26 protein-coding genes are annotated in these 25,635 nt (G+C 53.5%); 15 read left to right on the forward strand and 11 right to left on the reverse strand.

What is annotated here, in order from left to right:
* Positions 1 to 68: 68 nt before the first annotated feature.
* The 6 genes from H8E27_14035 to H8E27_14060 form a co-directional block, all read right to left on the reverse strand.
* Positions 69 to 1,052, reverse strand: a complete 984-nt coding sequence (locus H8E27_14035) for a patatin-like phospholipase family protein (protein ID MBC8326734.1) — start codon at positions 1,050 to 1,052, stop codon at positions 69 to 71.
* Positions 1,053 to 1,055: 3 nt separating this feature from the next.
* Positions 1,056 to 2,144 (reverse strand): hypothetical protein, encoded by a 1,089-nt coding sequence (locus H8E27_14040; GenBank protein ID MBC8326735.1) that lies wholly within the window; start codon positions 2,142 to 2,144, stop codon positions 1,056 to 1,058.
* Between the two features lie 82 nt (positions 2,145 to 2,226).
* The gene (locus tag H8E27_14045) at positions 2,227 to 3,267 is read right to left on the reverse strand and encodes an ankyrin repeat domain-containing protein (GenBank protein MBC8326736.1); all 1,041 of its coding nucleotides are present in this window, start codon (positions 3,265 to 3,267) and stop codon (positions 2,227 to 2,229) included.
* Positions 3,268 to 3,291: 24 nt separating this feature from the next.
* Positions 3,292 to 4,194, reverse strand: a complete 903-nt coding sequence (locus H8E27_14050; GenBank protein ID MBC8326737.1) for a hypothetical protein — start codon at positions 4,192 to 4,194, stop codon at positions 3,292 to 3,294.
* On the reverse strand, positions 4,191 to 5,666 hold the full coding sequence (locus tag H8E27_14055; GenBank protein MBC8326738.1) for a hypothetical protein: 1,476 nt from the start codon (positions 5,664 to 5,666) through the stop codon (positions 4,191 to 4,193). The genes H8E27_14050 and H8E27_14055 overlap by 4 nt, the downstream gene beginning before the upstream one ends.
* Before the next feature lie 503 nt (positions 5,667 to 6,169).
* Positions 6,170 to 6,655, reverse strand: a complete 486-nt coding sequence (locus H8E27_14060; protein MBC8326739.1) for an adenylyltransferase/cytidyltransferase family protein — start codon at positions 6,653 to 6,655, stop codon at positions 6,170 to 6,172.
* A 65-nt stretch (positions 6,656 to 6,720) separates the two neighbouring features.
* Between H8E27_14060 and H8E27_14065 the strand changes: the two genes are divergently transcribed.
* From H8E27_14065 to H8E27_14090, 6 genes are all read left to right on the forward strand, one after another.
* Positions 6,721 to 7,182, forward strand: coding sequence for a bifunctional nuclease family protein (locus tag H8E27_14065; GenBank protein MBC8326740.1), 462 nt, complete (start codon positions 6,721 to 6,723; stop codon positions 7,180 to 7,182).
* A complete protein-coding gene (locus H8E27_14070) occupies positions 7,154 to 8,314 on the forward strand; it encodes a DNA polymerase III subunit delta (protein MBC8326741.1) in 1,161 nt (386 codons plus the stop codon). Before H8E27_14065 ends, H8E27_14070 begins: the two co-directional genes overlap by 29 nt.
* On the forward strand, positions 8,314 to 8,793 hold the full coding sequence (locus H8E27_14075; protein MBC8326742.1) for an STAS domain-containing protein: 480 nt from the start codon (positions 8,314 to 8,316) through the stop codon (positions 8,791 to 8,793). The genes H8E27_14070 and H8E27_14075 overlap by 1 nt, the downstream gene beginning before the upstream one ends.
* 179 nt (positions 8,794 to 8,972) lie before the next feature.
* The gene (locus H8E27_14080) at positions 8,973 to 11,006 is read left to right on the forward strand and encodes a UvrD-helicase domain-containing protein (protein MBC8326743.1); all 2,034 of its coding nucleotides are present in this window, start codon (positions 8,973 to 8,975) and stop codon (positions 11,004 to 11,006) included.
* Positions 11,007 to 11,223: 217 nt separating this feature from the next.
* The gene (locus H8E27_14085) at positions 11,224 to 11,982 is read left to right on the forward strand and encodes a hypothetical protein (GenBank protein MBC8326744.1); all 759 of its coding nucleotides are present in this window, start codon (positions 11,224 to 11,226) and stop codon (positions 11,980 to 11,982) included.
* Positions 11,983 to 12,015: 33 nt separating this feature from the next.
* Positions 12,016 to 12,654, forward strand: coding sequence for a hypothetical protein (locus tag H8E27_14090; protein ID MBC8326745.1), 639 nt, complete (start codon positions 12,016 to 12,018; stop codon positions 12,652 to 12,654).
* Between the two features lie 104 nt (positions 12,655 to 12,758).
* Here H8E27_14090 and H8E27_14095 read toward each other — a convergent pair whose 3' ends face one another.
* The 5 genes from H8E27_14095 to erpA all read right to left on the reverse strand — a co-directional run bounded on the left by H8E27_14095 (position 12,759) and on the right by erpA (position 17,403).
* Positions 12,759 to 13,988, reverse strand: a complete 1,230-nt coding sequence (locus H8E27_14095; GenBank protein ID MBC8326746.1) for a PQQ-like beta-propeller repeat protein — start codon at positions 13,986 to 13,988, stop codon at positions 12,759 to 12,761.
* Between the two features lie 45 nt (positions 13,989 to 14,033).
* Complete coding sequence (locus H8E27_14100; protein ID MBC8326747.1) at positions 14,034 to 15,527, reverse strand: PQQ-like beta-propeller repeat protein; 1,494 nt, start codon at positions 15,525 to 15,527, stop codon at positions 14,034 to 14,036.
* A gap of 58 nt (positions 15,528 to 15,585) precedes the next feature.
* Complete coding sequence (locus H8E27_14105; protein MBC8326748.1) at positions 15,586 to 16,236, reverse strand: DUF1080 domain-containing protein; 651 nt, start codon at positions 16,234 to 16,236, stop codon at positions 15,586 to 15,588.
* A gap of 196 nt (positions 16,237 to 16,432) precedes the next feature.
* The gene (locus tag H8E27_14110; GenBank protein MBC8326749.1) at positions 16,433 to 16,999 is read right to left on the reverse strand and encodes a hypothetical protein; all 567 of its coding nucleotides are present in this window, start codon (positions 16,997 to 16,999) and stop codon (positions 16,433 to 16,435) included.
* A gap of 5 nt (positions 17,000 to 17,004) precedes the next feature.
* Positions 17,005 to 17,403 carry an iron-sulfur cluster insertion protein ErpA gene (gene erpA / locus H8E27_14115; protein MBC8326750.1) on the reverse strand — a complete coding sequence of 133 codons (399 nt, stop codon included), beginning with the start codon at positions 17,401 to 17,403 and terminating at the stop codon, positions 17,005 to 17,007.
* 77 nt (positions 17,404 to 17,480) lie between these two features.
* On the opposite strand from erpA, the gene H8E27_14120 reads away from it, so the two are divergent.
* From H8E27_14120 to H8E27_14160, 9 genes are all read left to right on the forward strand, one after another.
* On the forward strand, positions 17,481 to 20,159 hold the full coding sequence (locus H8E27_14120) for a thioredoxin family protein (protein MBC8326751.1): 2,679 nt from the start codon (positions 17,481 to 17,483) through the stop codon (positions 20,157 to 20,159).
* 32 nt (positions 20,160 to 20,191) lie between these two features.
* Positions 20,192 to 21,292 (forward strand): hypothetical protein, encoded by a 1,101-nt coding sequence (locus tag H8E27_14125; GenBank protein ID MBC8326752.1) that lies wholly within the window; start codon positions 20,192 to 20,194, stop codon positions 21,290 to 21,292.
* 47 nt (positions 21,293 to 21,339) lie between these two features.
* Complete coding sequence (gene purE, locus H8E27_14130) at positions 21,340 to 21,840, forward strand: 5-(carboxyamino)imidazole ribonucleotide mutase (protein MBC8326753.1); 501 nt, start codon at positions 21,340 to 21,342, stop codon at positions 21,838 to 21,840.
* A gap of 113 nt (positions 21,841 to 21,953) precedes the next feature.
* Positions 21,954 to 22,901 (forward strand): ribose-phosphate pyrophosphokinase, encoded by a 948-nt coding sequence (locus H8E27_14135; GenBank protein ID MBC8326754.1) that lies wholly within the window; start codon positions 21,954 to 21,956, stop codon positions 22,899 to 22,901.
* An 8-nt stretch (positions 22,902 to 22,909) separates the two neighbouring features.
* Entirely contained in the window at positions 22,910 to 23,581 is a 672-nt protein-coding gene (locus H8E27_14140) for a 50S ribosomal protein L25 (GenBank protein ID MBC8326755.1), read from the forward strand.
* 27 nt (positions 23,582 to 23,608) lie between these two features.
* Positions 23,609 to 24,259: an aminoacyl-tRNA hydrolase gene (locus H8E27_14145; protein MBC8326756.1), complete on the forward strand. Its 651-nt coding sequence runs from the start codon at positions 23,609 to 23,611 to the stop codon at positions 24,257 to 24,259.
* Positions 24,256 to 24,570, forward strand: coding sequence for a 30S ribosomal protein S6 (locus H8E27_14150; protein ID MBC8326757.1), 315 nt, complete (start codon positions 24,256 to 24,258; stop codon positions 24,568 to 24,570). The genes H8E27_14145 and H8E27_14150 overlap by 4 nt, the downstream gene beginning before the upstream one ends.
* Before the next feature lie 21 nt (positions 24,571 to 24,591).
* Entirely contained in the window at positions 24,592 to 25,053 is a 462-nt protein-coding gene (gene ssb, locus H8E27_14155; protein ID MBC8326758.1) for a single-stranded DNA-binding protein, read from the forward strand.
* Positions 25,054 to 25,082: 29 nt separating this feature from the next.
* Positions 25,083 to 25,622 (forward strand): 50S ribosomal protein L9, encoded by a 540-nt coding sequence (locus H8E27_14160; protein MBC8326759.1) that lies wholly within the window; start codon positions 25,083 to 25,085, stop codon positions 25,620 to 25,622.
* Positions 25,623 to 25,635 lie beyond the last annotated feature (13 nt).

Consider the following 25,635-nt stretch of genomic DNA (forward strand, 5'->3'; position numbering starts at 1 on the left):
CGTTGTAGCCCGGGCCGTTGGCCCGGGCTACATTGGCCCTTGGAGAACGCGCATGACTATCGTCCCGATTAAACCACCTCAACCGGTTCGGTGTTTTGCGGAGCCAATCGTTCGCACAAAGTTTCGATTTCTTTTTCGTGGGTGATGATGAGGCGATGGGCGAAGGATTGGAGGCGTTCGAGGTTCGCATCGCTGGCGTCGTCCATCGCTTCGGTTTCCTTGTCCAACGGAATTTGGAAGCGGATGAAGTTATCTCCCAACAGATGTTTCATTTGATAATTCACCGCATCGCTCACGCCATCGAACACGCAGTTGAGGATCGGCATTGCCCAGCCCAGCTTGCCCCAGTCTTTGGCTTCCTCGTACGGGATCGGTTGGGCGCACTCGCCGGTGCCGATGGAAACGACGAACAAATCCTCATCCGTGACTGGATCCTCCGCCTCGGCATTCAGGCGTTTGAGTTCCGCGTAGGCGGAGAGGGCGGGGTTATTGATGTAAATACCGCCATCGACCAGAGCAAGCATTTTGCCGTTGGCGGGGATGAGTGCCGGTTCAAAATAAGTGGGCGCCGCCGCCGTGGCCAGTGCGGCTTCGCGCATCATCACCGTCCGCCAATCATCACGCCAACTTTTGAAAAACACCGGCGCCCGGTTTTGGATATCATAGCTCGTCACCAAAACCGGCGTCAACGCGCTGCCGAGAGGTGCGTCCCCCAATTTTTCTTCCAGCACATCCATCAAACCCTGCGAAGAATACTTTTCCTCCGCCCAACCCTTCCCCGTGAACACACCGCGCCAGACGGATTTGGGGAAAATGCGTTTGCCTTCTTTGAGATAAATCTCCGAAAACGCTTCGGCGGAATACTTGGGGGATGTCCCATCCTCACCCGGCAAGGCCAACCCCAGCGAAAGAATGCCGCCGGTGGAAGTCCCCGCCATCAAGTCAAACAACTCGCACGTCGCCTTCCCCGTCCGCCGCTCCACCTCCGCCAACACCAACGCCGGAATCAAACCCAGAATCCCGCCGCCGTCGATGGAGAGGATAGTTTTCAAAATTCAACTGGTAATCGCAAATGGTTTCACAACGTCAACCCCCGCCCCTTCACTAGCCATCAAATACAATAGTTGAGTTGGCTGTGTCTCTAAAAGCTCTTCGCAAAGCCAACCATACTTTCCCTCTCTTAATTTATCGAATACATGGGGATGATAACGTGTTATCGATCCAAAGTAAAAAATGGAGGCATAAGCTGCCAATAAATGAGGCATGTATAATTTTTCAGATGCCCTTGAAAAATAATAAATATAACCGTTCTTAGTGAGAATGGGGTTGATGCACGCTTGCTTAGCGTCAAATGAGAGTTTTAACAATGCTTTATTTAATGAAGGTCCGTTATATTCATATTTTTTTGATTCAAACCATATCTCGTTTTGTTCGCTTGAAGCAACCTGCCTGAAAATGGACTTAAATCGTTTAAGCCTCTTCACCCCACGCAGAACATTTGCATCATTGCCCACAGTTTTTTTTATTACAGACCGCATCCAGAGTTTATTTTGAAACCTGAGCACATTAATTCTCTTTATCGGATAGAAAATATCAGCCTTTTCAGTGATTTTAGAATAAGTTCTGTGAATTGAGGGGATTTGCATTATTACGTCTAAGACCTTGATCTCACTATTCTTGGGAATGTGCCCCCCGACTGCATTGAATATTTCGGGAAATAACTGGGAGCAGTCTTTTGCCTTTTTCTCAATTTTTATACTCTGTCCTTCCAGTCTGAATTTTTGCTTGTTGTTTTTCTTTGGATTTGAAATGCCGTGCTTTGCAGCTGGTGGGATTTGTGCGCTTTTTAAGAGTAATAAAACTTTGGTCAAGTTTAAAAAAGAATAATAAAGAAGCAATGGCTTCGTGCTGGACTGGTGAAGCTCAGCAGCGGAATAAAAATCAAAGGCTTGCTGAACGAAAGCCAAAGCTCTTGTTTTATCAGGTTTTCCAATTTGAGAAATTGCGATCAAATGTTCAAAAAATGAGAATGGATCGGAAGCAATTATCCTTGGTTTAGCTTTGTCAAAAAATAATGGAAATCCAGAAATGTTCTGGTTGAACAGTTCAGCCTTCGCTTCTGGAGCTGGGAATGGTTGGGGCATTGGTCAATTTGAATTTATAACAAACAATTGCTTCAAAAGTTATTGCCGAGCTCTCAGGGGGGCATGGGTTTAGTGTGAGCTTCTAATTCCCATTCAGAACCTTTAGGATTTTGTGGCGTTCGTGTTCGGAAGCTAGTGAAATGGGGGTGGCATCGAATTTACCCTTCAAATTTTTGTTTGCCTTGAATTTCAGCAATAATTGGGTTGCCTCAAAATTGTCCCTGAAAACTGAAGTGCTTAACGGGAGGGGCTGATCTTGCTTGTTATAGTTCGGGTCAGCTCCGTTTTTGAGCAGCAATTCCAACATCTCGATGTCTCCATGTTCGATGGCCAAATTGCAGGGTGTGCCGATATCGCGATGGCACACGTTAGGATTGGCTCCTTTCTCAAGCAGTGCCTTGGCCATATCAATTCGCCCAAGTCTTGCGGCGGCTAATAAGGGAGTGTAACTGTAGAATCCCGACGGATTAGCCCCTTCTTCAACGGGCGACCCAATTTCGAGCAATCGGTTGAATTCTTTTATGTCATTCCTGTGAATGGCGATCATCATGGGGGATCGGTTGGCAAAGTGGACCTTGTGCCCGGCTGGGAGGTTATCCAGAAGCAGACGGATGGCGACATCATCCCTTAACATTATTGCATAACTGAGCGCGCTCCGCGATTCTTGACGAAAGTTAGCCGAGTTTACCGCGCGAATAGAAATGCTTTTATGGTCTCCCCTAAGCACCGCGTACAACAGTGGGTTGTCCACATTGCCAAGTCTTGCGCCGGAAGATATGAGCAGTTTGATCAATTCCCGATTCTTTTGGTGAACGGCTATTCCTAATGGATAAAAATGAAACCGTTCTAACATTTGGTTAACGTCAGCTCCGGATTGAATCAATTGCTTCACGATATCAATTCGCCCCTCATTGCAGGCCACCCCAAGCAAGGTCCATCCAGAATACCGCCCGCTACTTTCTGGCACCTTGGCATTGGGCGAAACGCTACCTTTTAAATGCCGGTTGAGTAAGCGCATGTCATTATCCTTGATTGCTTCCACAATACTAGGAGAATGACAGGAGCAGGTTATCACAATCATCGTAAGCAGCCCCAATCTGGCCATTGTTTTTTTAATTTTCATCAAAAAGACTCCGAGTACGTGTGCTTACCTTCTTTCTGGGTATGGTTCTTGGAACGGGCCAAACAAATAAGTGCTTCCAATGTGTCTCAAGGGAACGGCAACTCCTCCTGGGCGGACAAAAACCTGACGAGCACTGATATCCGCCGACACTTTGCCACATTCTTGGGTCGAAGCACTATATGTTATTATCTGTTGTGGTTCTATGTCATCATTGAATCCGTTTGGAATTCTTCTAGGATTAAATTTGATTTCGGAAACACCCGCAATTTTTCCTTCTGAACAAGGGATTTTTCCTAAGTCAATTGTGCCCCTGAGGGCTACCATTGCGGGGAATTTCAAATCACGTGGAGTAAGAACGGTCATTGTCGGCAAGTCATTTCCTGGCCCTTCGGTTACATCTATACCAAACCGTGACCCTAAACCCAAAAATGCATCATGCTGCCTAGGATTGAGAGTATGCGCATCATATTTGAATTGTAAGGCTACATTTCCTTCGCACTTTTTAAGAACAATTTTACAATCAGAAGTGTCTGTTCTTAAGGTTACTGCAATGTGGCCAGAGCTGAATTGCCCGCCGAAAATTCTTATTTCGGCGGGATCATCATTGCCGCGAGAATAGAAATTTGACCAGTCAAATATACCATCATCAACTGGATTGCCAAGTAAATCCTGTATGCCCCCAGCACCAACAAAAATTTCGCCTGCGAGAGTTGGGTCGAAAATGTCGGAGGAATACGGATCTTTAAGGGGGCCCGCATTGGGGCCGGGAGGCGATGATTGCGCATATTCAACTGGGTAGCCTTCATCTGTTGGAGGGGTTGAAGGAGCATAATCAATGTAAGGATCGTTTGTCCCCACATCGGCTGAAGCTGTGTTTAAGCATGCAAGCAGAGATGCGGTTATGATGAGTTTATTTTTAGTTTTCATTGTTTACTGGATTTTCTGGTTTCTAGTAAGTGGTTTATCGAGAAAATGTATTGGTTGATTCTTCCGTTCGCCTTTTTGTTACCCGGATTGATAATCGGCTTGAGTTGCTTGAGTAAGTTGAGGCGGTTTTCCATTACTGCCAAATCGACAGTAAACCTGTCCGTGCCTTCTGGCAGCAAAACAGCCCCGTTCAATGCCAAAATAACGTCTTTTTCAGTGTATTTATCGTTGCGGTATTGGGCGTCCTTGATTGCCTGTACCATGATATTGTTCGCGTGATTGTTGTAGCCTGTATATGGCAGGCTCATCTCCCTCAGGGTCCGCTTATCCCATTGGTTTTCCAGCCTCCCACCTGTATATAGACTGTGGAGGTGTTCCATGGCATCCGGCCCTGAACTGGCGATCAATAGCTTGACTGCGAATGGATTGAGCCTGCCGGATGAGTTGATGATGTTCTTCTTGGCAAAATTCACTTGGGTTTTGTCGTTGTATTTCACTAGCAAAGAGTACAGATAAAGTTTGGAGTTATGATCTATGTTGGTGGGGTCTGGAATTACGGGGTCATCAGCGAGGACTTCCTTCACAGCTTTCAGTACAAATCCACGATGATTGTGGCCATCCATCATCGATTCCAAATACGCATCCAGCAAAGCCACTTCAACGCCTCTAACTGTTTTCCCAAGAGCTTCCAAGAGGGCGTCTTCAGCGGACTTGCCGCCAATACGGTAAAGCACTTCAAACATCCCGAAGCGCATGCTATACGGCAATGTAAATTTCGGCATGATCAACCGTTTCAAATCAGGCAATGGTCTCAGACTTTTGAAAAAGCTAACCTGGCCGGGTTTGTCTTTGTCGCTGACGTCTGATCTGTTAACTCGTTGCTGAATCCGCGAGTCATCGGACAACAACAGACTGGCATTATTCCGCTCGAGATATTTGAGCATGAATTTTTCCTTCGTGAAATCCAAGTCAACGGATTCGTTGAGAAATGCTTGAATTGCAGGGATAGCTTCTTCATCCAAGTCAACCAAGCTTTCAAAGTAATGAATGATTCGGCGCTGAATATGCTTGGGACTGTCTATTTTAACGGTCTTAAGTTTTTCAATAATTTCCTCGGCCTCGATGCCCACTTCTAAAGAATCGAGGATTTGCAGCCCAGCACCGATGGCTTTCTGGTCGCGGTCTTCGCGTGTGCGTTTATTTGCATCAGAGCGCAATTGCTCCATCCGATCCTTGGCCGTGACGGGGCCCTCCCGGTCAGGAGTAGCCGGTTGATTGTGGGTCATCACCATTACGGATCCGAAGATTCCAATGAAGATTCCGGCGACGCAAAAGATGATGTAAATGGGGCGCATTATTGGGGGGTGGTTATTTGGATGGGAAAGTGATGGATGTAATTGGTGGGGAAGTGCCATTGGAATCAGCAAGTGAACAAGTGGCGGCATCCCAAATGCAGTATGAAGTGGAATCATCACGATTGATCCGATGCAGCCTCACACGATATTTTGACAGGTCAGTCATATTTAATATCCGAGCTTGTGACTATTTTCAAAGTGGCCCCAATTCCGGAAATTGTCAAGTGGTGAGCGGAACAAAGTGCGGAGTAAAAAACGTGAAAATAGATGAATCACTAAAATAGTGATACACAATAAAAAATGACAATAATCAACAAATACAGTGTTGAGAAAATTTTTGAAAAAATGACTGACTTCACTAAAATAGTTAGCTGCGGCTTGAGAAAAACCTGTGAATGACTTTTTGTATTTGGATTGAATGGAGGAGGGCGGTGTGGTGTGTGTTTCGCCCTTTCAGGGCTCTGTTATTTTGCCTTCGGTTCCCGGGGCGTTGCCCCTTCAGGGCAATTTTGTGGGTTGGGTTTTCGGCGGTTCAGGAGGTTGGAAGATTTGCGTTATTTTGGGGAATTGTAGCGGCAGTCTGTGACCGCCGCTACAGTGGTGGGGTTTTTTGCGGGGAATTAACCCTCCAAAATGCGTTTGGCGATTTCGGTGCTGGATTTGCCGGGGAGGTGACCGATGACGAGGATGTCACCGCCTTGGGCTCGGATGATGGCGAGTTCTTCGGCGGGGAGTTGGTCGATGGTGTAATCGCCACCTTTGATATAGACATCGGGGTGGGTGATTTGCAGGAAGTTTGTGGCGCGGAGGTCGTCGAAGATATAAACGGCGTCAACGGATTCGAGTGCGGCGATGACGGCGGCGCGGTCGGCCTCGGTGTGGATGGGGCGGTCGGGGCCTTTGAGCTCGGTGATGGAGCGATCGCTGTTGAGGCCCACGATGAGGGCATCGGCTTCGTTGCGGGCGGATTGAAGGTAGTTGACGTGGCCGGCGTGCAATATATCGAAGCAGCCGTTGGTGGCGGCAAGGGTGCGGCCCTCGGCACGGAGGGCACCGCGCCAGACGGGTAGCGTGTCGGCGGTCAGTATTTTTTCCCGAAAATCCAAGAGCCGAATCCTGCCGCAGACGGCAAGGGCTTGTCAATCGGCGGCGGCGGGCGTAGGTTGGGGCCGTGAACGCGGACGTCATTTTGGTACAGATTCGTGGGATTCTTCCCGCCAATAGCGGGGCTGCGATTTTTTTGGGGAATGAGGAGAAGGTTTTTATTATCCAAGTGGAAACCAATATGGCGGCGGTGATTGGGAATTTCCTGCGCGAGGCGCCAAAGGAACGGCCATTGACGCACGATTTGCTGAGCAACGTGTTTCAGGGGTTCGGCATTGCAGTGGAGCGGGTGGTGATCACGGAGCTGAAGCACTCGACGTATTACGCGCGGGCGATTTTGAAAATGGAAAATGAGCTGGGCTCCAAGATTGTGGAGCTGGACGCGCGCCCGAGCGATTGCCTGGCGATTGCGACGGCGCAGAAAATTCCGGTGTACGTGTCGGCCAGCCTGTTTGAAGAGGTGGAGGATATGAGCGAATTTCTTGAACAAATCAACGAAGGTGCCAGCGAAGAATCAGAAGACGAATAAGGCGCCCTCGCTTCCGGAGGTGCCGTTGGTGTTGGTGCACGGCGATGATGACTTCGCGGTGAGCCAGCGCGCGCGCCAGATTTTCCAAGGCTGGTGCGCGGATGTCGGCGGCGAGGATCACGAAATCGTCGAGGCCCACGCGGCCAGTGGCGGCGAGGCCTCCAAAATTCTGGGCCGCCTGCGGATGGCGTTGGATACGCTTCCGTTTTTTGGCGGCGAAAAAGTGGTGTGGTTCAAGGACTGCAATTTTCTGGGCGACGATCGCACGTCCAAAACCAAAGACGTCACCAGCGGCATTGCCGATCTCACGGCGTGGTTGAAGGCATTCGATTGGCAAGGCGTACGCCTCCTCATCAGCGCCAGCAAATGCGACAAGCGAAAAGTATTTTACAAAGCCATCGCCAAGCAGGGCCACGATGAGGAATTCAAGGCGCTCTCCACCGACGACCGCGAATGGCAAGCCAAAGCCGAGCAACTCGTCACCGCCAAGCTCCGCAAGCTCAGCGTGAAGGCGGACTACGGCGCGGCCACGGAGCTCGTGCAAATGGTTGGCCCGAACAGCCGCGCGTTAATGAGCGAATGCGAAAAAGTGGCGCTCTATGTGGGCGCGCGCGCGGAGGTAAACCGCGACGACGTGCGCGCCATCGTCACGCCCGGCAAACACGCGAAAGCCTTCGCGCTGGGTGACGCGTTGGGCGATCGCAATCTGCCACGCCTCTTAAAACGATTAGACGAGGATTTGTGGGCGGCAAAAACCGATCGCAAAAAATCCACCATCGGCCTTTGCTCCGGACTCATTAGTAAAGTGCGCTCGCTGCTCTTCGCGCGGGAATTGCTTGACGCGGATATGATTCGCCCCGCCAACGCGTACCCGCAATTCAAGTCACAGCTCGATACGCTGCCCACCGGCGAATTTCCTGATGATCGCCGGATCAGCCCACTGGGGCTTCATCCGTATGTATTATTTAACGCCACCCAACAGGCGCGCAATTACACCAGCGCCGAACTCGTTCGCGCGCTGGATCTGTTAATGCAAGCCAACCTCAAACTAGTTTCTAGTTCGCTGGACGACTCATTTATTTTGCAATCTACCCTCACCCAAATCGCCGCACGCCCCGCAGCGGCCGCCTGATGAGCGCCCGCCTCCAAGTCGCCGTCGCCAAAGGCATCGCCTGCATCAAGGTCGAAGGCCCCGCCAATTTCGCAGCCGGCGTGGATTTCAAAACCGTGGTCAATCAATCCTGCGAACAAGGCGGCCGCGTGTTGTTGCTCGATCTCACCGAGTGCGTGAATATGGACAGCACCTTCCTCGGTATCCTGATGAGTATGACTAATCGGCTCGACCGCATCGAACTGCTCAACCCCAGCGATCGAATCATCGATCTTCTCGACAGCCTCGGCGTGATGGAATTCCTCACCGTCGGCACCGGCAAAAACCCATTCGAGACCAGCGATGCGAAACTTGAAGAGGCCCAATCCTCCCACGCCGACAAACGCGCTCTCACCGAAGCCAGCCTCGAAGCGCATAAATTGCTAATGGAAATTAATCCCGACAACGTGCCAAAATTTAAGGACGTGGCGAAGTTTTTGGAGGAAGACCTTAATAAATGACCAAGGCCCAATGACCAAATTCCAAGGAATACCCAAGCCCCAATAAGGGCAAGTTAGGTTTATTGGGATTTGGTGATTGGGATTTGCTTGGGCATTGGAACTTGGTCATTGCTCATTTCCCCCCTGTGACTAACTTCCGATTGGCTTGGGCGACTCTCTTCGCTTAACTCCCTCCGCCCATGTCTAACCTTGCCGGACTTAATCCTGAACAGCGCAAAGCTGCCGCGACCCTTCGCGGGCCGGTGTTGATCTTGGCCGGTGCGGGTACGGGGAAGACGCGGACGCTCACCCATCGCGTGGCGCATATGGTGAGCAAAGGGATTTCGCCGGAGCATATTTTGGCCGTGACGTTTACGAATAAAGCGGCACGCGAAATGCAACAGCGGGTGACGAAGCAACTCAAGCGTTTGCCCAAATCGCGCACGCGCGCACGCGATGATGGCAAGCCGTTGAAGCCGACGATTTGTACGTTTCACTCGTTGTGCGTGCGCATTCTGCGGCGGCACATCGAGAAGCTTGGCTACAAACGCAACTTTGTGATTTACAGTGACAGCGAGCAACTCGGCGTGGTGAAAAAAGTGTTGAGCGCGATCGCCGGTAAAGATGTGAAAGCCGATGCGCGTGAGTTGCAGGGATTGCTGAGTCGGCTGAAAAACGCAGGACCGAATGGAACCATTCCCGGCAATGAAGATAGCCTCGCGATGGCGGGGCATATTCGGCGGCGTTACGACAGTGCCTTGCGCGCGGCCAATGCGGTGGATTTCGATGATTTGCTGGTGCTCACGCTGCGGATTTTTAATGAGTTCCCGGAGGCGTTGGAGGAATGCCGTGCGCGGTATCTATATGTGATGGTGGACGAATATCAGGACACCAACGCGGCGCAGTTCGAGCTGATGCATTTGTTGTCCAAAGAACATCGCAACGTGTGCGTGGTGGGCGATGATGATCAAAGCATCTACGGCTGGCGCGGCGCGGAGATTTCGAACATCCTCGATATGGAAAAACATTTCCCCGAGGTGAAGGTCATCAAGCTCGAGCAAAATTATCGATCCACCCGCGTGATCCTCGATGCCGCCAATGCGGTCATCAAAAATAATCCGCGCCGCCGCCCCAAACAATTATGGAGCGCCAAGGGCGAGGGCGAGTTAGTGCAATTGCAGGCGTTCGCCAATGAAGAGGAAGAGGCCACCACGATTGTGGACGAGATTGAGTTTCATCGGATGGCCAAGCGCATTCCGTGGAAGGATCACGCGATTTTGTTCCGCACCAACGTGCAGGCGCGTCCGCTGGAAACCGCCCTGCGCAAAGCGGAGGTGCGCTATCATTTGATCGGCGGTCAAAGCTTTTTTGATCGGCGCGAGATTCGGGATTTTCTCGCGTTTATGAAAACCTTCATCAACCCCAACGACGACGCCAGCCTGCTGCGCATCGCGAACATCCCCGCGCGCGGGTTGAGCGATGTGACGATGGAACGCCTGCTCGGCGCGAGCCAAGAGCGCAGTTGTTCCGTGTGGAAAGCGATGAAAAACGATCTTGTCATCCACGAATTTCAGCCGCGCACGCGGAAATCCATCGAGGCCTTTGTGGCGTTGGTTGAAGACTTCCGCGCGCCGCTTAATGAAACTGAATTGTCGCTCGCCAGTTGGGCGGATAAATTTCTTGATGAAATCAATTACATCGCCGAGCTGCGCAAAGGCGAAAAGGATCCGGAGAATGCCGAGAATCGAATGCGTAATTTGCGCGATATAATTTTCACAATGGATGACCGCGGCGAATCGCTGTTGCCCGCCAATCGCCTCGGTAAGTTTCTGGACGACATCACGCTGGACGCCGATCGCGAGGCGGACAAAGAAGACGCCGGCGACGCGGTCACCCTCATCACTACGCACAGCTGCAAAGGCTTGGAGTTTCCGCACGTATTTCTCGTGGGCGTGGAAGAAGGATTGCTGCCGCACTCGCGCTCCGCTGTGGAAGGCACGCTCGACGAAGAGCGCCGCCTCTTCTACGTCGCCATCACCCGCGCCATGAAAACGCTAACCATTTCCCATTGCCTCAACCGCAAAAAATACGGCCAAAATTTCCTGTGTCAGCCGAGTAGTTTTCTGAAAGAACTGCCCGAAGAACTCTGCGAGGATATGGATTCGAACAAAGAACCGGTGACGGTGGAAGATGGAAAAAGTATGTTCGCCGCGATGCGAGAGGGGTTGGGGTAATGACCAAGGCCCAAGGGCCTCGTTGAGGTGTAAGGTGTGTCTTCGGGTTCGAAACTGAATAATCTTTCAACTCATTTGAGCCCTGTTTTTGCGGAGTTTTAGGCTTTGACCTGAAAATAGTTGAAAATAAATGAAAGAAATTACATTTGTTCAGCGTATATATAAGTGGAGAGCGTTGTGTTGCCCTCCCTTAACCTAAATACAGAAGGACTGAACTATGAAGAAATCGTTACTGACATTGGTGGCCTTGATTGGCTTCACGTGGAATTTGAGCGCGCAGGAGTTGCCTGTTCCCAATGACACTTCTGGTGATAATTATTATGAAGATTTATCTACTGGTGAACTTGAGGTGTTAGCGGGAATGGGTTTCTTGCTCCCAAATGATGAGGGGGAATGGTTCATTGATTTTGGGTTTGGCAATATTGCCTTACAGGCACTCCCATTTTTTTGGGAGATGGTTAACGATCCCGTTTCAGTTTTCAAATTCATTATGGATTCAACAGGTGTTGAAGGAATTGGGCTTCAATTTGTGCCTTACAATTCAGTGTTTCACAATGGGTTGGGGTTTGTTCATGTCCGGCTGGGGGCGTTGGCTACCGATATTTTCATTGAAAAGGACAACAATCATCCGGATGGATTGATGATCGACATTTCACATGCGCCTGTAGGAATTATGCACCCTTACATTTTAATAATGGAATACTACTACCATTTGGAGATTACACATCAGAATGGAGGTGCTATATTTTCGACTGAGCCACTATTAGCAGAATATGAATGGACAAACTTCGGGCGTCTGGAAAATGGGCCATTTGTTCCTGATAAATTTCTTCATCTAAACCTTCCGGAAGCAACAGGGAAAATGGAAAATTATTTTTCATTCCATAAGGACGTACTAGATGTATTAACAAATATATATTACATTGACTTAGTGCTTCTCGCTTGGGAAGTTGATCCTAGATGCATTGGTGAATGAAGCGGGTTAAACACAAGAAGTGAAGGGTTAAAAATGATTATTGCCACAGTCTGCCTCATTGCTTTGCAAATCAATTTGTATTCTGAGTTCCAAGCTAAATCTGCAGAATTGCAAAAGGAGGCTGAAGTGCTTGCGAAAGCTGTTTCTGACCCATTCGTATTTCATTTTTCTGCGACGTTGGGGGTGAAGGAAAATGGTGTGCCATTGCGATATACATCGCTTCGCGACGCGCTTCCAGACAAGTTGCGGCAACCGGAAGATGCCGTCGCTTGGTATCATTTGATAACCAAAAAATTAGGCCCCATCAAAAAAACAAACCCGATCAAATATCGATTAGCCAAAAACCTAATTGCAGAGGAATTCAATCACGCTCTCATTCGCAGAGATGCGCTTATCCCGGGTGGGTGGGGGGATCCAATGCGAATCCAAAAACTTTGCGAAAAATTTCCAGTAAACCATGATATTGTTGGCCGATTTGCTGCACGACACCGGTTTTGCACCAAAGAACTCAGGCGGCCGGAAAACAGAGGGAAGCCCATTGACGAAGTTCCAATTCTAGATCCCTACGGCGAATTAAAAGAAAATGCAAAAAGAGCTGCAAAAAGATCTGCATTAAGGGGGGCAATTTTAAGAGGGCTTAAGAATGGGGAAAAGTTGAATAAAGTCCCCTGACTGATCTTTCATTGCGATTAAATTGAGCTCCAATGCCCCCCTTTGGGAATTGGTCATTGGGATTTCCTTGGGGGTTTGGGTATTGGGCCTTGGTAATTTCCCCCTCACTCCCTAACATCAAAAACAAACAAACTATCCTGATCGCGCAGGTATAATTTCCCATCGAGCACCACCGGATGCGCCCAGGCTTTGGCTCGGGTGCGTTCCGGTTGGTTGAAGCGGCTGACTTCTTCGTAGGCTTTGGGGGTGAGCTTCACGAGCGACACGGGGCCGCGTTCGGTGCGGAGGATGATTTTATTATCGGCCACCACGATCGCGCCTTTGCCGGCGCTGCGTTCGTTCCACATGACCTTGCCATCGGCGAGCCGGATGCAGGAGAGCGCATTGCCGTTGGAGCCGTATACGTAATCGCCCACGCGAATGACCCCACCGTGGTGGTTGGCCATGCCCACGCTGCCGACATGCTTGTAGGTTTCCTTGGTGCTGAACTTGCTGTTGTTATATTCCACCGTAAACCCGTTGCACCCCACGCCGTAGGCACTGGATACGAAGAGGTTGCCCTTGTGATAAACAGGCGTGGAAACCACGGCTGTCTTGCCGGGGCGATCGACGCGCCACAGCAGCTTGCCATTGCTGGCGTCAATGCCAGCCACGCTGTTGCCGGTGAGTTGGAGGTATTGTTTGATGCCGCCTATCTCGCGGATGATAAGTGAGGAGTAACCGGCCGAGTCCTGCCAATCTTCGCAGCGCCACGCTTGTTTGCCGGTTTTGGCGTTGAGGGCAATCACGGCGCCGTTGTTTCCGCCGGGGGTGACGATCACGTTGCCGTCATCCACCAAGGGCGATTCGCTCCAACGCCAGCCGCTCATCATTTTGCCGCCGAAATCATTTTGTAAATTTACGCGCCACGCTTCTTTGCCGGCAGCACTGATGCAAACCAGATCGCCGTGTTGGCCGAGACAATACACGAAGCCGTCGGCAACCGTGGGCGTGGAGCGCGGGCCGGGGTAACCGCGGTGGCCTTTGGGATCGCCCACGCGGGCTTTCCATTTTTGTTTGCCCTTGAGATCGAGCGCGAAGAGATAGCAGGCATCGGCCAAATCGCCGAGCGTGTACACGGTGCCATCGGCGATGACTACGCTGGAAAATCCAACGCCCACGCCGGTGGCTTTGTAGAGTAGTTTGGGGCCGGCCTCGGGCCATTGATTGGCGAGTCCTTTTTCGAGGTTCACACCATCGCGATTGGGGCCGCGCCATTGCGACCAGTTTGCAGCATTTGCAGCGAAGGTTTGGAGCGCGAGGCTCAGAAGAATGAGGGATGTGTGGATACGCATAGGATTAAGGGTGTGTTTAATTTTCAACTTTCAAAAGATCAATGGTTATTTATCAAAGCGCACTTGCTGAACCGTGCCGCCGGCGAGGTTGAACCAAACGGTTCCGTATTTTTTGCCTTGGCGATCGGTGATATTCAAGCCGGAATAGGCCTTCCACGTGCCTTGAGTTTTGGCGGGTTGGCCGAACACGGTGGTGACGACGGCCTGCGCTTTGCCTTGATAAATAGCATCAATGGATTTGGTGTCCACTCCGGCGGTCCACGCGATGGCTTTTCCGGGAGGGCCAGTGGGGGTAATCGCCGCGCCACCGCCGCCGGCACTGATGGTGTGGCAGTAAATGTGTTCTTGATCGCGCAGATACAGTTTGCCGTTGGCCACCACCGGATGACTCCAGATTTTGCCGCGGCTGCTGCGGATGCGCGATTGCGGCGCGAGGCGGAAGCGGCCGCTTTCGTTCCAACTCCTTGGATTGGCCGCCGCCAGCACGATGTCGCCGCGGCTTTCGTCCACGCAATACATCATCCCATCGGCGATGGTGAGGCAGCCTTTGCCGAGCGCGCGTTTTTCGCTCCACACTTCGCGGCCGCTGGCGAAATCCTGGCACACCCAGCCCGCGCCATCGCTGTAGCCGTATAAATGTTGGCCGTACATAATCACGCCGCCGTGATGGTTTTTCATCACCTTGTTTGACCACACATCACTGGCGCGATTGCCCGCGCCGACGTTGACTAATTTGCTGCCCGCGCCGTAGCCGCTGGCGATGTACACTTTGCCGTTGCTAAAAATCGGCGTGGGGATCACTGCCGTCTTGCCGCCCCATCCGGATTTCCAAAGGACATTGCCCGTGCGTGCGTCGAGGCCCACCAAACTTTGTTGCGTGAGCTGAATGTATTGGCGGGCGCCGTTGTGTGTCACCGGCACCACGGAAGCGTACTGCGCGCCGTCGGTAAATTGTTTGCTTTGCCAAACCACTTGGCCGGAAAGTTTGTTGAACGCCACCACCGCGCCCTGTCTTCCGCCCGGCGTGGCCAAAGCGAGGTTGCCGTCCACGGTGATGCTTTCGGTGTAGCCCCATACGGGCGTTTTGCCACCCAGCCGTGTCATACTCGCTTGCCATTGGATTTTGCCGGCGAGATCGGCGCAAACCAAATCGCCTTTACCGCTCATGGCGTAGACGCGATTGCCGTCCACCGTGGGCGTGCCGCGCGGACCGCCGCCCCAGCCGTTGGATAATTCCGGGCCAAGGTTGGCCGCCCATTGTTCGCGGCCGGTGTTGGCATCGAGGCAGATCAACTGCTCCGTACCGCGGCGCGAACCCATTGTATAAAGTTTGCCTTTGGCGATCGCGAAGCTCGAATAGCCGTTGCCCATTTGGCTGTTGATCCACAGGCGTTTCGGGCCGCCTTGGGGCCATTGTTTGAGGAGGCCCTTCTCGGCGCTGATGCCAGTGCGGTTTGGCCCGCGCCATTGCGGCCAATCGAGTGCGAGAGTGGACTGCCAGCCGATGGCCAGTGCGAGGAAAGCGAGGGTCGTGCGCATGGCTATTGGATACGGTGAATGGCCGCGGGATTCAACTTATTTGATGGGGGTTCAAAACCTAATCCAATTTTTTCAAGTAAACATTCCGGAACCACACATCCTGCCCGTGATCCTGAAAACCGATGTGGCCTTTGCGGGGGAGATCCTTGAGGGCGATCTTGAATTTGTTGCGGCTGCCGTCGGGATTTTTGTTGCCGGTTTTCCAGTCATCGAGATTAGCGTTGATGACTTGTTTGCCGTTGATGCTCACCGTGATCTTCGGGCCTTTGCAGGTGATGATGAAGCGATCCCATTCGCCGGCCGGTTTGGCGGGATTAGCGCTAGGGGCGAGGGCATCGTACAACGCGCCGTGATCGTGCTTGCCGAGCTTCGTTTTTCCCGTGGTATCGAACACCTGAATTTCAAACCCACCTTGCACCGCGTTCTTCGGATCCGTGCGAAAAAAGATACCGCTATTGCACCGACGCGAAACCTTCACCTCCACATCCAAAACAAAATCGCCAAAACTCTCCTTCGTCCAAATGTAACCGCTCCTCGGCTTACGCGTGAGCACGCCATCCACCACCGCCCATCCATTCGGCTTTGCATTCCAGCCATCGAGATTCTTGCCATTGAACAAAGCCACAAACCCCTTCGGCGGCCCCGCCTGCAAAGCGGCAAAAGTGGAAAGGCTAAACAACGTGACAAGAAAAACAAAGGAGTGCTTCATGCGCAAAAGAGTACGCGATGGGGCGGCGGTGTAAATGAGTTTTTGAATTGCGATTGAAGATTTACGATTGGTTGGGTTGTAGCCCGGACCGGTGGTTCGGGCCCCGGGCCACCGGCCCGGGCTACATTGGGGTGCGTTTTCATTTGGATTTGCGAATGGAAACCCAATCGTCAATCCCCTATCGTCATTCGTAAATTCAAAACCCCAATCGCACGGCGCGGTCGGTCAGCTGTTCCTGCCATTTTTGGAGGTAGCTGTATTGGTGGTAGAGGGGTTCGAGGGTTTCGGGGGTCCAGTTTTTGTTTAGGGAAAGGAGTTGGGTATCGTGGGTTTGGAGGGCTTGGGTGAGGGTGTTTTGGAGGGTAGTGACTTGGTCGAGCCAGTCGAGGGCTTGGGGGTAGGTTTGGGCTTTGAGGAGGGGGGAGGTTTCGGCTTCGCGTTGGGCAAGGAAGGGGTCGATGGCGCGCAGAAGTTGTCCGACTTGTTGGAAGAGCTCGGCGGTGGCGGGGAGGATGTCGTGGACTTCATCGGGCTTGCGGCCGCGTTCGAGGGTGAGGAGGTGTTGGAGGCGGCGCTTGGGGTTGCGCAGGGTTTCGTGCGCGGTGTTGAATTCGGCGAAGCGGGTTTGGGCGGCAGACTTTTCGGTAGGGTCGGCGAATTTATCCGGATGCGTGGCGGCGGAGCGGGTGAGGAATTTTTCTTTGAGCGCGGCGGGATCCAGCCACGGTTGGCGCGGTTCATCGAGCAGCGCGAAGGCGTCCATTGCTGTTAGGCGCTGAAACTTTCGCCGCAGGAACAGGTGGTTGCGGCGTTGGGGTTGTTGACTTTGAAACCGGAATCTTCGAGGCCGGTATTATAATCCAGCTCGCTGCCGGTGACGTACAGGGCGCTTTTGGGATCGACCACCACGCGGATGCCGCAGCTTTCCACGAGGATATCGCGATTGGCGGGGGTGTCCTGCAAATCCATTTTATACTGCAACCCGCTGCAGCCGCCGCCGGTGACGGCCACGCGCAACACGCCCTGCGGCCGACCCTGGCGTTGGAGGAGTCCGGAGACTTTCTCTGCGGCGGCGTCGGTGAGCTTCACCAGGCGTTCGTCGCCGGTGCGATAGTTGATTTCGCTTCCGGCGGTGGCCAATTCGGATTTACGTTTGCTCGCGAGCATTGCGGGGAGTGTATAACAAGGTGGCGCGCGAATAAAGCATTTCAATGGCGCGTCTTTTTTGAGAGGCTTTTTTCAGGATGAGGCGGCTATTTTCCATTTTATTGATGTTATGCGCGGGCGTTTTTGGCGTGGGCATTGCATCGGCGCAGGATTTTGATTTCGGCGCCAAAACCAAGGTCACCCTGCTGGTAAACCCCGCCGTGGCCAAAGCGGGCAGCACGATCGAGGTGGGAATGCGACTGGAGATGCCCGACGGTTGGCACACGTACTGGCGCAACGCCGGCGAGAATGGCACCCCCACGACGATCAAGTGGACACTCCCCAAAGGCATTACCGCCGGTGAAATTCGCTGGCCCGTGCCGGAGAAGGTCGAGTGGTTGGAAATGTTCACGTACGCGTATCACGGCGAAGTGTTGCTCATCGTGCCCCTCACGTTGGCGGCCGATCTTGCGCCGGGCGAGCATCTGCTAAAAGCAAAAGTCGAATGGCTGGAGTGCGAAGAAACGTGCATTCCCGGCGAAGCGGAAGTGAGCGCAAAACTCATTGTCGGCACAGAAGCCAAACCCGGCCCGAACACGAATTTATTTCAGCAAGCCCGCGCCCAATGGCCGGCTAAAAATGAATTACCCCAACTCCCCGCCCAATGGGCTGGAGCGGCGAATGCCGATGGCGAGCGTATCTTAAAACTAACCGTGCCGGTGGGCAGCAAAGAAACCACCGTGCATTTTTTGCCCTTCAGCACCGCGGGCAAGAAATGGGAAATCGCCCACGCCACCGTGCTGGCCAAGGGCAAAGAGGAATTCACGCTCACAAAAACCATCACCAGCAAAACCGGCCAATGGCCCGACGAAGTGCGCGGTGTGGTGCGCTACGAGGAAAGCGGTAAAGTCACTAGCCACGAAACGGCATTTCAAATTGGTGCAAAGGAAGAGGGGGAACCGTTTGGTTCGGACAGCTTTGGCGGCGGTTTGTTTGGTGACGCCCAGTGCCAAGTGAGTGCGCGGCTGGATCACCTTCAAGCCGTGCCCGGCGGTGAGGTGTTGGCGGGCGTGTCGTTCAGCATTCCGAAGCATTGGCATATTTTTTGGAAAGAACCCGGCGCGCCCGGCGAACCGCCGAAGTTTGAATGGACGTTGCCCGAGGGCATCACTGCGGGCGAAATTAAATGGCCGCAACACACGCAACTGGAATTATTTGGCGAAACGGCCAACGTGTACGAACACCAAGTGATGCTGCTTGCGCCACTCACCGTGGCGAAGGGTGCGGCAGCGGGCGATTATGAAATTGGCCTGAAAGTTTTGTGGCAGGAATGCGATGATAAAACGTGCGTGCCTCAGGAAAAAGAAATCCAACTCACGCTCAAGATCGGCGCGGAACCCAAGCTGGCGAAAGCCCCGAAAGAATTCAAAGCGTGGCTCGCCAAGGTGCCGGGAGAAAGTGGCGGAAACGGTGGAGTGGGCGGCGGCAATGTTGAAGGCGATGCCCCCAAATCCATTTGGTATATTTTGAGCTTCGCGTTTTTGGGGGGATTGATTCTCAATGTGATGCCGTGTGTGTTGCCGGTGATTTCGATGAAGATTCTGGGCTTCGTGCAGCAAAGCAGGGAGGCACCGGGGCGCTTGCGGAGTCTTGGGCTTACTTATGGGATGGGCGTGTTCTTTTCGTTTATGGTGCTGGCAGGAGTGATGATTGCCGCGAAGAAAACCACCGGAATGGCGTCGTGGGGGATGCAAATGCAAAGCCCGAATTTCAATTTAGTTTTGATGTTGGTGGTCACGCTCGTGGCGTTGAATTTATTCGGCGTGTTCGAAGTCTCGCTGGGCGGCGGCAGCACGATGACGAAGGCCAATGCGTTGGCGAGTCGCGAAGGGTATCTCGGCGCATTCTTTAATGGCATCCTCGCCACGGCACTGGCCACGCCTTGCACGGCGCCGTTTTTGGCGAGTGGAATGGGCGCGGCACTTTCGCAATCCAACGGCGTGATCATTGCGGCGATGGGCGCGGTGGCGGCGGGGTTGGCGTTTCCGTATATTTTGCTGAGCTTTAATCCGGCGTGGTTAAAATTTCTGCCGAAGCCGGGAAACTGGATGGTGCAGTTCAAACAAATGATGGGCTTCCCGATGTTGGCGGCGGCAGTGTGGGTGCTATCCTTCACCGGGCCGATGTTTGGCGAAAGTGGCGTGATGTGGCTGGGCGTGTTGCTGGTGTTTGTCGGCTTAACAGTCTGGGTGTTTGGCGAATTTATGCAGCGTACGGTGGCCAAAAATTCCAAGCCGTTAGTGGCCTGTGGATTGTTGTTGGCGGCGGGTTATGCCTTGGCGCTGGAATGGGGGCTGGACTGGCGACATCCGGAAAATCGGACGACCGTAAGCGGTGGCATCGAAGTGAAAGCCGACGGCGTGCAATGGCGGAAATGGAGCCCCGAAGCCGTGGCCGAAGCCCGCGCAGCGGGGCATCCGGTGCTCGTGGATTTCACGGCGGATTGGTGCATGACCTGCAAATACACAAAGGGCCGCGCGATTGAGGTGGATTCAGTGATCAAAAAATTGGCCGAGCTGGATGGCGTGGCTTTCATCGCGGATTGGACCAACAAAGATAAAGTCATCACCAAAGTGCTGCACCAACACAAACGCGCGGGCGTGCCATTGGTGTTGGTGTATCCGCCGAAGGGCGAGGCGATTGTTTTGCCGCCGGTGATGAACGGGCCGGGAAAGGTCTTGGATGCATTGGACAAAGCTGGTAACGCTTCGCCCTGAATTTGTCAGGGACGGCAAACTTATTTTGACCAATGAAAAATCTAAAAATCTTTTTTGCGGCAGCTGCATTATGTGTCGCCGTGGGTTGCCAAACAATTGGGCCGCGCACGCTGCAATCGACGCATCCGCAATATAACCACGCCATCTCGCGCACGTTGGATGAGCAGTTCTTGCTGAACCTTGTGCGGTTGAAATATCGTGACAACCCGTTTTTCCTCGAGGTGAGCAGCGTGACCACACAGCAATCGGTGGAGAGCGAAATGAGCGCGAGCATCAAGTTCCTGCGCGGCGGCGACACGCTCACGCCTTCGGCGGGGATGACGTATAAAGAAACCCCCACTATTTCATACGCGCCATTGCGCGGGGATCAGTTTTTGAAACAAATCCTTTCGCCGGTGCCATTGGAGGCGGTGCTGATTCTTACGCAGAGTGGTTGGAGCGTGGAGCGGGTGGTCAGCATTTGTGTGGAGCGCGTGAATGGATTGGACAACGCGAGCAACGCCTCGGGGCCCACGCCGGCGCGTGAGCCGCGGTTTGAGCAATTCCAGGAAATGGTGGGCATTCTTCGCGAGCTGCAGCTGGCCGACGCGCTGGATTTGGGCGCCGCGCCGGGCGTGCCGGATGCGGATGGAACAGTGCAGGTGGGGAATGGTTTGGTGCTGCGCGTACGTTCGGTGGCCGCGCTGGCTCCGCGCATTGTGCGGCTCAAGGAATTGCTGGGCGTGCCTAATGCAGGAAATGAATTGCGGTTGACGAATAATTTTTTGAATCGGCCGGAAAACGGATTGGCCGTGCGCACGCGGTCGATGATGGGAATTTTGTTTTACCTGTCGCACAACGCCGAAGTGCCCGCGGCCCATCGCGAGGCGGGGTTGGTGACGCGCACGGAGGCGGCGGACGGCACGGCGTTTGACTGGAACAAAGTGACCGGCGGTCTTTTCTGTGTGAAATCCGCCGCCACACGGCCGGCCAATGCATTCGTAAGCGTGGCTTATCGCGGTAAATGGTTTTACCTTGCGGACAACGATCTCGAAAGCAAAAGCACGTTTATGCTGCTCACGCAGTTGTTCAATTTGCAGGCGGGGCAAATTAAAACGATGGCGCCGGCATTGACCATTGGGGTCGGTGGATAAGTTGGGGGTTGAGGCTCGCGGATGAAGCGGGTAGGGTGCGCCGCTTTATGAGCGACACAAAACCATTGGTAGGAGTCATCATGGGCAGTCATTCCGACTGGGCGGTGATGGAGAACTGTGCAAAGCAACTCAAAGACCTCGGCGTACCTTACGAGGCCAAAGTCATTTCCGCCCATCGCACGCCGGAATTATTGCACCGTTGGGTGAACGCTTCCACGGAGAACGGGATGGAAGTCATCATCGCGGCAGCCGGAGGCGCGGCGCATTTGGCGGGGGTGACCGCGGCGATCACGTCGGTCCCGGTGCTGGGCGTGCCGATGAAGGCTTGGAGCACGGAGGGGATGGATTCGTTGCTCTCGATGGTACAGATGCCCGGCGGCGTGCCGGTGGGCACTTTAGCGGTCGGTAAGCCGGGGGCCAAGAACGCGGCGCTGTTGGCCACGGCTATTCTCGGGAATAAGTATCCGGAGTACAAAAAGGCGTACGAGGACTTCCGCTCACAACAAACGGCTGATGGCGAGGCGAAGCAGGATTTGCCCGCGGTTTGAGGTTGGGCGATTTTTTTTTCTGTCATCTTGTTTTTTTTCTCGCCGCGCGGGAGTGGGGTGGGTAGATACGGGCACATTCTTTTGGCAAAGCACGGTTCCTTATACATAATACAGTGAAAATTTTTTCCGGCAGATCCAATCGTCCCCTCGCCGAGGCCATCGCGGAAAGCATCAATATGCCGATCGGCAAGGCCATCATCCGCAATTTCCCCAATGGCGAAACGTTCGTGAAGATTGAGGAAAACGTGCGGGGTGAGGACGCGTATGTGATCCAAAGCACTTGCCCGCCGGCAAACCAAAATTTGATGGAGCTATTCATCATGATTGATGCGCTTCGTCGGGCGAGCGCCAATCGGATTACCGCTGTGTTGCCGTTTTATGGCTACGCGCGGCAGGATCGGAAGGATCAACCGCGCGTGCCCATTAGCGCAAAGTTGGTGGCGAACTTGTTGGTGGCTTCGGGCGTGAACCGCGTGCTCACGTGTGATTTGCACGCCCAACAGATTCAGGGATTTTTCGATATTCCAGTGGATCATTTGTACGCGGCACCGGTGATTTTTGAATACCTCAAAACCCTGGATTTGGGCGACGAACTGGCGGTGGTGAGTCCAGACACCGGCGGCATCAAAATGGCCCACGCGTACTCGCAGATGCTGCACGCGAGCCTCGCGATTGTAGCCAAACGGCGGGTTTCGGATACGGAAACCGAGACCGTTTCGGTCATCGGCAAAGTGCGTGGGAAGACCGTTTTACTGGTGGATGACCTCACGGAAACGGCTGGTACGCTGGTTTCGGCGGCGCGTTTGCTGCGGCGGCGCGGGGCGAAAAAGATTATTGCGGCGGTTTCCCACTGTGTTTTGAATGATTTGGGCGCAAAAAGAATGCGAAAATCAAACATTGACGAACTTATCTCGACTGATACTGTTCCCCGCCCCGAAATCAAGGGCTTAAAGCTGACCACTTTGTCGGTGGCCGGCTTGCTCGGCGAGGCGATTAAACGGATTCACACGAATTCATCGGTCACCTCGCTGTTTGAATTTGATGGAGTGAGGATAGGATAATTTAGACGATGAAAGCAATTGAACTAGCCGCCAATGCGCGCACCGCAAAGAAACGCAACCAAGTCAGAGCCCTCCGGCATACCGGCAGCCTGCCCGCCGTCATTTATGGCAGCGGCAGCGGTGCCGAACAGCTCGAAGTAGATAAAAAAACTTTCCAACGGATGATGGCTTCCACCTCCGCCACGGCGGTTTTGGTGGACCTCAACCTCGACGGCAACAGCCGTTTGGCATTGATTCAGGAAGTGCAGCACCACCCGCTGAGCCGCCAGCCATTGCACGTGGATTTCCGCGAAGTGCGCAGGGACCAGCAAGTGCACGTCACCGTGCCCATCGTGCCCATGGGAGAAGCAGTGGGCGTAAAAGTCGGCGGCGGCAACTTGGAACACGTGATGCGTCAGGTTCACGTGAGTGGAACCCCTGATGCGTTGCCGGAAATGATTGAGGTCGATATCACCGGGCTAGACATCGGCGACACCCTGCACATTAGCGATATTGCTGCGCCCGAGGGCGTTCAAATTTTGGATAACACCGGCAACCCGGTCTTCTCCGTATCGCGTCCGCGCGTGGAAGTGGAAGTCACTCCCGCAGAGGGCGAAGGCGAAGAAGGCGCCGAAGGCGAAGAGGGCGTAGCGGCCGAAGGCGAAGCCAAACCCGAGGAAGGCGGGGGCGACAAAAAGTAACCCGCCGCGAGCGGTGCGCCTACGCCAATGGAGGCAGCACACCTCATCGTGGGGCTCGGCAATCCGGGCGCGAAGTACGAACGCACGCGCCACAACGCCGGCTTCCAAGCGGTGGAACATTTGGCCGCCCAATGGGGTGCCGGATGGGCCGACGAAGAGAAAAAATTTTCCGCGCGGCTGGCCCGGGCGGAAGTGGCCGGTCGCACCGTGCTACTGTGCGAGCCGTTGACGTTTATGAACCTCAGCGGCGAGGCCGTGGGAGCGATTTGCGATTTTTATAAAATCGACGAAGCCATCCGCGTGCTGGTGATTGTGGATGATGCCAACATTGAGTTTGGCGAAATCCGGCTGCGCAAAGGCGGCAGCGCCGGAGGCCACAACGGGCTGCGCTCGATGGAGCAGCACTTGGCCACGCCGGACTATCCGCGCCTGCGCATCGGCGTAGGGCGGCCCGCCGATGACCGGCAGGAACTGGCCAGCCACGTGTTGGGCAAGTTTGGCGAAAGCGAAGCGGAAGCACTGAAACCGGTGCTGGAAAAAGTGGCCGCACAAGTGGATTGCTGGCTGGCCCACGGGCCGTCGCGGGCAATGAATGAATTTAACGGGAAGGTGTTTCCTCCCAAGGCAGACGTAAAAGACGACAACAACAGCGACCAGAAAGAAGAAACAGAATTGTGAAACGCTACGACGGATTATTTATTATCGACACCACCGGCCAGTCCGACAGTGTGGACGAGCACATCACCAAGCTCAACGGCCTCATCAGTGAAGCTGGCGGCAAGGTGACTAACGAACAAAAGATCGGCCGGCGCGGCTTTGTCCGCATCGCCAACAAACGCCATAAGGGCGGCTTTTATGTAAACCTCCAGTTCGAATTGGAAGGCGGCGCTCTGGAAGGACTTCGCAAGGAACTAGACAAACGCCCGGAATTCTTCCGCGCCCAAATCACTCGCTCCACCGGTGCCACACTCGAATTGGCCGCCAGTTAACCCCCGCAACACGCTCCCGCAATGCCAAACTACAACAAGGTCATCTTAATGGGAAACCTAACCCGCGATCCCGAGGTTAAATATACTTCCGGCGGCACGGCCATCGCCAAACTCGGCATGGCTATCAACCGCACGTGGACGAATAAAGAAGGCCAAAAGCAGGAGGAAACCACATTCGTGGAAGTGGATGCCTTCGGCCGCCAAGCCGAGGTCATCGGTCAGTATCTCAAAAAAGGTCGTCCGGTGATGGTTGAAGGCCGCCTAAAGCTTGATCAATGGGACGATAAACAAACCGGCCAAAAACGCAGCAAACTTGGGATCACTCTCGAAGGATTTCAATTTCTCGATTCAGGCGGTGGCGGCGGTGGCGGTGGCGGTGGCGGTGGCGGTCACTCCAGCCAACCCAGCGCTCCGGCAGCATCCGGTGCTTCCAGTGCGCCTTCATCGTCCAATATCCCGGACTTGGACGACGTGCCGTTTTAATATTTAACCCTTTTTAAACCGAAAAGATTATGTCCAAAAAAGAAATCGAAATCATCCTCACCGAAAACGTGGTGAGTCTGCGTGCCGCCGAGGGCGATGTGGTGAAGGTGAAGCCCGGCTACGCGCGTAATTTTCTGTTGCCGCACGGAAAGGCGATCCCCGCTTCTGCCGGCAATCAGCGGTACATCGAATCGCTGCAATCCCGCCGTGCCGAGCGCGAGGCCACCGAGCGCCAGCATATGGAGGAACTCCTCGACAGCCTCAAGAGCCTGCGTCTGCACGTTAAAGTAAAGACTGGCGAAGGCGGCAAAATGTTTGGCTCCGTTACCGCCGGCACTATTTGTGATGAATTGCACAACCAGTTTGATCTCGAATTGGACCGTAAAAAAGTGGCGCTCGCCAAACCCCTGCGCGAGCTGGGCGAGTTTGATGTGAAGCTCAAGCTGCACACCGATTTGGAAGGCGAACTGAAAGTGTTCGTGGAAAGCGAAAACCCGCTGCCCACCCCGCAGTCCGTGGCTGATGAAGAAGCCGCCAAGAAAGCGGCTGCGGAAAAAATCGACGAATAATCGGATGTTTTTC

The sequence above is a fragment of the Limisphaerales bacterium genome, assembly GCA_014382585.1.
Lineage (GTDB): Bacteria > Verrucomicrobiota > Verrucomicrobiia > Limisphaerales > UBA1100 > JACNJL01.